Annotated in this window: 5 protein-coding genes; 4 read left to right on the forward strand and 1 reads right to left on the reverse strand. The window is 60.6% G+C overall.

Features of this window, described 5'->3' with window-relative positions:
* Positions 1 to 1,569, reverse strand: a 1,569-nt coding sequence (locus H5U08_RS07640; RefSeq protein WP_297031827.1) for an efflux transporter outer membrane subunit, incomplete at its 3' end; no start/stop codon positions are given.
* A 569-nt stretch (positions 1,570 to 2,138) separates the two neighbouring features.
* Here H5U08_RS07640 and H5U08_RS07645 point away from each other — a divergent pair.
* The 4 genes from H5U08_RS07645 (at position 2,139) to H5U08_RS07660 (ending at position 6,674) form a co-directional block, all read left to right on the forward strand.
* Entirely contained in the window at positions 2,139 to 2,756 is a 618-nt protein-coding gene (locus H5U08_RS07645; protein WP_297031829.1) for a TetR/AcrR family transcriptional regulator, read from the forward strand.
* Positions 2,757 to 2,922: 166 nt separating this feature from the next.
* The gene (locus H5U08_RS07650; RefSeq protein ID WP_297031831.1) at positions 2,923 to 4,164 is read left to right on the forward strand and encodes an efflux RND transporter periplasmic adaptor subunit; all 1,242 of its coding nucleotides are present in this window, start codon (positions 2,923 to 2,925) and stop codon (positions 4,162 to 4,164) included.
* Positions 4,161 to 6,125 (forward strand): efflux RND transporter permease subunit, encoded by a 1,965-nt coding sequence (locus tag H5U08_RS07655; protein ID WP_297031833.1) that lies wholly within the window; start codon positions 4,161 to 4,163, stop codon positions 6,123 to 6,125. The genes H5U08_RS07650 and H5U08_RS07655 overlap by 4 nt, the downstream gene beginning before the upstream one ends.
* 372 nt (positions 6,126 to 6,497) lie before the next feature.
* Complete coding sequence (locus H5U08_RS07660) at positions 6,498 to 6,674, forward strand: hypothetical protein (RefSeq protein ID WP_297031835.1); 177 nt, start codon at positions 6,498 to 6,500, stop codon at positions 6,672 to 6,674.
* Positions 6,675 to 6,784 lie beyond the last annotated feature (110 nt).

Here is a 6,784-nt window from a genome sequence, read left to right on the forward strand (position 1 = left end):
TGCTGGGGGTTGTGATGGCGGATTTTCCGGTTCCCGTTTGAAGGGAGAAGGCGGTGACGCCGACTGCGGAACCTCGGCGGGGGTCGGCGAGGGGGCTGCCGCCGGGCCGCCCTGAGAACCCTGGTTTGTTTGCAACTGTGTCAGAATGATCCCGGCCGCCGGATTGCGGCGCATCTCCCAGCCGCCCCCCAGGGCCTTGTACACAGCGATGAGGTTGAGGGCCACTTTTCCTCGCGATTCAGCCAGCGCATCCTGTTGCTGCACCAGCGCCCGTTGCGAGTCGATCACACGCTGGAAGTCGATGAGGCCCTGCTGATACTGGGCGACGGCCAGTTGAGAGGCCTGGGCGGTGGCCTGGGTGGCCTGCTCCAATGCCCGCAACCGCCGCTGCTCCATCAGGAATGCGGTGATCATGTCTTCGGCTTCCTCAGCCGCACGGAGCACCGTTTCCCGGTATCCCAGAATGGCCTGCCGGAATCGGGCATCCTCCATCAACACGTTGTTGCGAATCCGGCCATAATTGAGAATGTTCCAGCGGAAGCCCGGTCCAATCATCCCCGTAAAGGCGCTGGACCCGAACAGGTCGCTGAAGTTTTCCGCCTGCCAGGCCAGTTGACCGGTGATGGCAATGTGGGGATAGAATTCGGCCTCCGCGACACCGATCTTGGCGCACTGGGCCGCCGCAAGTCGTTCGGCACGCCGCACATCGGGCCGGCGGCGGAGCAGGTCGGCGGGAATTCCCACGACGACCTCGGGGGGAACAGTGGGAATCTTGCCCGGCGGACCCAGCACCGGGTCGAGGTCCTGCGGAGGTTGCCCCAAAAGTGTGCACAGGCGGTTCTCGGCCACGCGCCGCATGGACTCGAGCATGGGGATCATCGACTCGGTGTTGGAGAGGATCGCCTGGGCCTGGTGCACGTCAAGCTGGCTGACGATGCCCTGCTCGAATCGAGCCTTGGCGATGGCCAGCGTGTCCCGCTGAAGAGCGACGTTCTTGCGCGCAAGATCGAGACGCTCATCCAGTTCACGGAGTTGGATGTACGTGGAAGCCACCTCCGCTTGCAGCAAGACGAGGGCCGCGTTGTAATCTTCCTCCTGCGCCTGGACGTTGGCCTCGGCCGCCTCGATCATCCGTCGGTACCGTCCCCAGAAATCCAGTTCCCAGGAAGCCGTCAGACCGCCCAGCCAATCGTCGTAAGACATCTTGTAGCCGGGGATCTGGGAAAACTTGGACATGGGGAACGCTTCCCCGCTCATCTGATTTCGCATGAAAGAGCCGATCGCTTGTTGCTCTTGTGGGAGGAGATAGCCGCGTGCCACCCCCAGTTGGTATCTCGCCTCCATGATCCGCCACGCGGCGATCTTCAGCGGCAGGTTTTCCTGATAGGCTGTGTAAACGAGTTCATTGAGCACGGGGTCATTGAAGACCGTCCACCAATGCGCGTAATCGATGTTCCCGGATGTCTTTACCGCCGGATCGTTGCTGTCGATCCACGCTTCGCCGACCTCAGCGGAGGGAGGGCAATAGTCGGGCCCGACCTTGAACCCTTTATGCCACCAATCCCTCAAACTGGTGGAGCAGCCACCTGCCGCAATCAACAAGAGGGTGGTTAGGGAAGCGAGGGCGACAATCCCTGACCGTGGTCTCCTCGCCGAGTTGGCGGGACTCCAGGTTCGGTGCCTTTGTAATTCTCCGGGTTGTGTGTTCCCCATAGAAATCCCCCTGGCAAGCTAGCTAAAAAAGCCGCGCAGTCAACATTTCCTGCGGAGTTTCCTCATTACAGCCCGAATCGTTATCAAGGCCGGAGTCTTCGTTCTCCGCGCTGCTTTCGATAACTTCGGAAAAATCACGAAGCGCGGTTAGGAATAAACTGACAAGTTGCGACGTTGACTGATTGGTCAAAGTTCTCTACGATTGGTTTAGAAAAGCGAACTCTGGTTGAGGTTCTGGCGTATTGGTCTAAGCGAAGGACTGTCATTTCCGGTGAACCAGCGAAGAGGTGACTGCACGGGATGCCATCCCGGCCGGCAATCCTGGCGGACTGAAGACCTGAAATGTGAAGTTGCACCGGAAATTGTGCTGGCCGATCGACGCTGTAGAGACGATTCACCAATTAGGGGGGGTTATGACGCCAAGCTTGACTGAAAAGTCTCGCGAACTTGCCGCCTCCGTCATGAAAGACGGTATCAGCCAGGCGGCGCTCGAGGTCCTCAAGCAGCACGGCTATGAAGGGCTGACCATGGACCGTGTGGCCGAAGTCGCAGGCGTCGCCAAGGGCAGCATTTATCACTATTTCCGCAACAAGCAAGAACTTGTGACTCACGTTTTCGAGCAGATCATCGAACCGGCTATTCAGGCGGGAGAAGAGATCGTCCAGAAAGCCTCTCCCGCTCTGCAGAAACTTGAGGCCATGGTCCGCATGTGGCTGGAGTATTTCTCTCAGCACCGCTCTCTGTTCGACTTTCTGTTTCGTGATCCGGCCGTGCGGGAACTTTGCTTCACGTCGCAAAGGGCCAAGCACGGCCTGGCGATCGAGCGCTTTCGAGCAATCGTCCAACAGGGCATAGAGGAGGGGGTTTTTCGATCGCTCGAGCCGGTGGTTGTGGCGGAAATGATCATCGGGGCCCTGCAATTCGTGATCGAACGTCAGCTCGAAACCGGCGAAAGTCGCCCCATTGACGAGACCGTCCAGCGGCTTTTGGACGTTTTTGTGCACGGGATTGGGCGCAGCGAAGCGCAAGCTGCGACGGGCTGAAGGTATGTTTGGATGACTGGCTGACCGCCCTGTGAAGGAAAACGACTCACCGCGAAATGCTTGTTCGACCGGTTTTGAGTGGATTGTCAGTTGACAGACGAAATCGCTATCCGGAGGAGGGACTGGAGACGTTCCTCACAAGAGAGGGCATCCAGGAGGAGGAATCATGACTCGCCAGAAAATATGGCAAAACGTGATCAGCTTGGGAATAGCGGCCGTGGTTGTCGCGGTAGGGGTGGTGATCGCTGTCCTTTCCGGCTGGATGTTTGGGGAAGAGAAGGGTTCCCAAGGACCTGGCTCTCCAGCAGCGAATGAGAATGCTGGGGAAGCTCAGAATGCTATGCCGGTCATTGTGCAGCCTGCGCGGACGATGGTCTTTGAACAGCGGGTCCAGGTGGCAGGGAACATCCTGTCGAAGCGTTATGCTCTTGTTTCCGCCCGAATCCCCGGCACGCTGGACGCCATTTTTGTGGATGAAGGGGATCTGGTGGAGGCGGGGAAGACGAAACTCTTCCAGACTGACTCGGTAAAACTGACGCAGGCGGTGGCCATCGCCCAGGAACAGGTCACGGTCGCGGAATGCTCCGTGCGGGAAAAGGAGGCCCTTTTGGAGAAGACGCTGGTGGCGAAGGAGGTGGCCGAGGCCGATCTGGCCCGTTACAAAGACCTGGCGCAGCAAAGTGCGGTTTCCCGTCAGATGGTGGAGCACCAGGCAGCGCAGGTGCGGCAGTTGGAAGCCGATGTCCGTCATGTGCGGACGCTCATCGAGCTAGCCAAGGCGCAACTTGAGCAGGCCCGACTCAACCTGAAAATTGCGGAGAAAGACCTGGCCGATTCGCTCGTGATAGCTCCAGTTTCGGGTCGCGTGTCCAGGCGGATGAAAGAGCCGGGCGAGATGGCAGGAGCCGGGGAGCCTGTTCTCCGTATCGATGATCTTTCGCTCGTGGAGGTGAGCATCTTCGTCCCCTCCGAATATTACGACCAGGTGGTGGTTGGACAAACGAAGATGCGTGTCCGGGCGGCAGGGCGTGACCTGGGCGAATTGCCTGTCAGCTTCAAAAGCCCTGTCATTGAACCTCGCCTGCGGACCTTCCAGGTGAAGGCGCTCCTCCAATCGCCGCCACCGGAAGTGGTGCCTGGCTGCCTGGCGGAAGTAACGCTCGTGCTGGCTTCGCGGCAGGGGTTGGGTGTCCCCGCCTCGGCTGTCCAGCAGCGCGGAGGCCGTAACGTCGTGTTCATAGTGGCAGAGGGAAAGGCCAAGGCGGTGCCCGTCGAGTTAGGCTGGGAAACAGAAGGCTGGCGGGAGATCCGTTCGGGATTGTCGGCGGTTGTCCCCGTTATCACCACGGGCCAGTCGCTCGTGGATGACGGGACACCGGTCCGAGTTATCAAGGAGGCAGGTCCATGACCATTGCCGATTTTGCGGTTCGTCGCCCTGTCGCCACAAGCTGTTTGATCATTGGGCTGATGCTCCTCGGGCTCAACGCCTTCCGCAGGATGGGTCTGGAGCTGATGCCCAAAGTCGACATCCCGTACATCACGGTGGTGACGGTCTATCCAGGTGCCTCTCCCGAAGAGCTGGAAATCGACGTGGCCAAGCGAATCGAGGATGCTGTGTCCTCGATCGAGGGTCTGAAACACGTTTCTTCTGTGTGCATGGAGAACGTGTGCCAGACGCTCCTGGAATTTGAAATGGGGGTGGATGTGGATATTGCGGCCACGGACGTCCGCGAAAAAATCGACCTCATCCGCTCCGAATTGCCCGAGGACGTCGAAGACCCGATCATTCAGAAGTTCGACATCAACGCCAAACCCGTGGCCACGATGGCACTCATTGGTGATGTGCCGATCGATGAACTGTACGACTACGCGGACAACGAGCTTCGCGACCGGCTCACGGTGATTCAGGGGGTGGCCGACGTGCAACTGATCGGCGGTGCCAAGCGAGAAGTGCATCTCGAACTCGACCGCGACAAGCTGGCCGCCCGGGGACTGACGACGATGGACGTCGTCAAAGCCGTGCAGTCGAGCGTCAAGACAATCCCGGCTGGTCGGATCCGCGAGGGAGATACCGAATACTCCGTGAAATTCGACGCGGATTATGAGACGATCGCCGGTCTCAATGATCTGGAAATCGCCAACCAGGAAGGCCGCCGGTGCTATTTGCGGGACGTAGGTCGGGCCATTCTGGCGACTGAGGAGGTACGCCAGCGGGCAACGCTGGACAATAAACCCTGTATCGCCATCAAGGTCGTGAAAAAGGCCGACGCCAATCCGGTGGCCGTCGCCAACGCTGTGAAGAAAGCGATCGACCGGCTCAATCAGGAGCTCCCCGCCGGCATGAAACTCATCTGGGTGTCGGACGATGCTACGTTCATCGAGGCCATGAACGCCGACGCCTGGAAAAACGTTGGCATCGGGATTGTCCTCACAGCCGCGATTCTCTTCTTCTTCCTTTATGAAGTTCGCTCGCTTTTGATCGTGTCCATCACGATGCCTCTGACGATCATCATCGGGCTGTTCTTCATGCAGGCGGTCGGTTACACGCTCAACACCTCCACCCTTATCGCGATCGGGCTTTCGGTGGGGATCCTTGTGACCAATTCGATCGTGGTTCTGGAGGCGATCATCAAACGGCTGGACGAGTTGGGTGATCCCAAAGAGGCCGCACGCCTCGGCGCCAACGAGGTGTTCATCGCGGTCCTGGCCAGTGCCGTGACCAACGTGGTGGTGCTTTTCCCGCTGGCCGTGATGAAGACGCGTGTCGGGCTTTTCATCGCACCGCTGGCGATGACGATGTTCATTCTCACACTGGTGTCGCTGTTCATCTCCTTCACATTGACACCCATGCTGTGTTCGCTCATTCTGAAGCCCCGCGCAACACAGCGCCGCTCCCTGCTGCGCCGTCTTGCCGAGGCGTTCGACCGCGTCCTGGCGGCCAATGTTGCCGTTTACCGCCAGCTTCTCAGGTTCACCGAGCATTATCCCGTCGTTGGGGCGCTGGTTCTGCTGGCCGTCGTCGGTATGCTGGTGCACTCTTTCTGGGTGGCCGGCAAGCTGGGGACGGGTTTCTTCACTGAAACTGACCGTGGAGAAGTGTACTTCCGGCGGTGGGGTCAGCGAGGCGACCGGGAGCGCGAGCTGCCGCAGGATGGCCTGCAGGATCGCTTCCGGCCGTCGGCCTGGCTCCGGCAGCTGGAGGGTCAACTGCCAGCTGCCGTCGAACAGATGCCACTCGCCGTGTCCCCCGGCATGGCGCAGGGCGGCAAGCAGTGGGCGCAGCTGTTCCCCACGCGCCAGTCCTTCGGCCTGATCGGGCGAGTAGTAGAAGGGCGGTCGCAGCAGGAGCCTCGGCGGCTCTTCCGGTAACGGGAGATGGAGCAGCGGCGCGGCTTTCTCCGGGCATTTGGCAACGAGATCGCCAGCGGCCTGCGGATAGAAAGCGAACGCCAGCGCCGGGTCAGACTCAGGGCGGCGGCGCCAGCGGCTAAGCGGCAGGCTAAAGCCCTGGGTGGCAACAGGCTCCCATGGGGAAACGGTTTGACAGGCCAGGCTGACCGACGGGGCGGCCTGCAGGGCGGCGCAAAAATCGGCGAACCCGGCGGGCGGCGCGCCGGGGGCAAAGCCGAATGCCCGCTGGCGCAGCTGATCGAGAGGCGACAGCGCCTGAAAGCGGCGGCGGGATAGCTGATAGTAGTGTTGCTGCTGCTCAGGCGTCGTTTGCTGTAGCGCCTGCAGCCAGTGGGTTATCTGCCGGTCGACCTCTTCCGGCCGGTCGCTGGCGAAGACCAGCGCCAGCCAGCCGAGGTGCCGATCCTGATACAGCCAGTTCAGCGCCACATCCCCGGCCAGCCGGCGCTGGCGCAGGCTGGCCATCAGGCTGCCGGGGGCTTCATCCAGCAAAAACTCGCGCAGTAACGTGACGTTGTCACTTAAAGCGATCAGCGGGCAGCGCCACAGCGCGGGCTGGCTGGAGACCGCCAGCTGCAGTGCAGTGAACTCGCCCAGGCGCAGCGGCGGCGCCGGCG

The organism is Thermogutta sp., from assembly GCF_014359955.1.
Taxonomy (GTDB): Bacteria; Planctomycetota; Planctomycetia; order Pirellulales; family Thermoguttaceae; genus Thermogutta.